The 1,799-nt window shown below is 38.9% G+C and carries 1 protein-coding gene and 1 pseudogene; both read left to right on the top strand.

Annotated features, from left to right (window positions below; all coding sequences use genetic code 11):
* Positions 1-701 (top strand): RNA-guided endonuclease TnpB family protein (locus tag BAU28_RS15270; RefSeq protein WP_165615166.1); only part of this gene is annotated, 701 nt, incomplete at its 5' end.
* Positions 702-1,101: 400 nt separating this feature from the next.
* Positions 1,102-1,799, top strand: a pseudogene (locus tag BAU28_RS15265) (RNA-guided endonuclease TnpB family protein); the annotation flags it as partial.

Below are 1,799 nucleotides of genomic sequence, written 5' to 3'. Positions count from 1 at the left end.
TAGAAGGACGAATTTTGAGTGCTACTGTCAGAAGGAATCCAAGTGGAAAATATTTTGTCTCGATTCTTGCTGAAGCGGAAGTACAAGAATTACCGAAGACCGATTCCACTGTTGGTATAGATGTTGGTGTGAAAAACTTTGCTATTCTTTCAACAGGTGAGGTATTCGGTAATCCAAAATGGTTTCGGGTATTAGAAAAGAAACTTGCTCATGCCCAGCGTATTCTATCTAGACGTACAAAAGGTGGAACGAACTGGCAGAAACAGCGAATGAAAGTCGCTCGTATTCATGAACGAATTAAACAGGCAAGAACGGACTATTTGCAAAAACTCTCTACTAGGATCATCAAAAACCACGATGTGATTGGGATAGAAGATTTGCAAGTCTCGAATATGTTACAGAATCACAAACTAGCGAAAGCGATTCAAGAAGTATCATGGTCACAATTCAAAGCGATGTTGTTGTATAAGGCACGCTGGTATGGGAAACAAGTGATTGTGGTGTCGAAAACATTCGCTAGTTCCCAAACTTGTTCGCATTGCGACTACAAAAACAAAGACGTGAAAAGCCTGAACCTGCGTGAATGGAAGTGTCCTTCTTGTGGTATGTATCATGATAGAGATGTGAACGCAGCGGAAAATCTGAGAAAAGAGGCCGTAAGGCTCCTAACCGTAGGGACTACGGGGATCGCCTACTCATAAAACTGAGGGATACCTTGGTGTTCGTAGGAATCCCCCACTTCAAACAGCTCGTTAGAGTGTTAAGTGGGGGTAGTTCAAAAAAGAAGCAGTGAAAAAGTATACTTGCTTACTGTATCTGCTTAACTAGACTTTAGAAACTGCTTGCTTTCCAGATGCTACAATATTAACCTCGTCATTTTTTTGTTTTGTGTGTTCGCTTTTCTTAGCTTGATAGACATGTGGAGGTAGCCCAAACACTGCGATTGGCAGTGTTTTTTTATCGTTTTCTGACAGAAGACTCCTTCCTCAAAAATGTGAAGGTGTGAAACACCAATTTTAGGTGGGAGATGAATGTCAGTAGGCGTAAGACTACGTTTTTTTGTATACTGTAGATATACTATGAAAAAGTGAGGTGCAACCTATGTTAGTAAAAAAAGCATATAAATTTCGTATCTACCCGAATAAGAAACAAGAAATATTAATTGCTAAAACAATCGGTTGCAGTCGCTTTGTATTTAACCATTTTCTTGCTCTTTGGAATGATACTTATAAAGAAGCTGGAAAAGGGTTAACCTATCCCTCTTGCTCTGCCAAGCTTACTCAATTAAAGAAGCAACAGGATACGATTTGGTTAAAAGAAGTAGATAGTATCGCTCTTCAATCCACATTAAAAACCTCGCAGATGCTTTTTCACGTTTTTTCAAGAAACAGAATGATATGCCACGATTCAAGTCTAAAAAGAATACAGTTCAATCCTACACAACTAAGCAAACAAACGGAAATATTGGAATTGTAGGCAACACAATAAAATTACCGAAACTTGGCCTTGTTCGCTTTGCTAAAAGTCGTGAAGTAGAAGGGCGTATCTTGCATGCAACGATTCGTCGTAACCCAAGTGGTAAATACTTTGTATCTATCCTTGCTGAAACAAACGTACAAGAAATTCCTAAAACTGAATCCACTTGTGGAATTGATGTTGGATTAAAAGATTTTGCCATTCTTTCTGAGGGCACAACATACAAGAACCCTAAATTCTTCCGTACATTAGAAGAAAAGTTAGCGAAAGCACAGCGTATCCTTTCTAGAAGAACAAAAGGTTCTTCGAACTGGAATAAACAG

The organism is Bacillus paramycoides (assembly GCF_001884235.1).
Taxonomy (GTDB): domain Bacteria; phylum Bacillota; class Bacilli; order Bacillales; family Bacillaceae_G; genus Bacillus_A; species Bacillus_A paramycoides.
The sequence above is the reverse complement of the archived record's forward strand: the minus strand, read 5'-3'. Positions and strand labels throughout refer to the sequence as shown.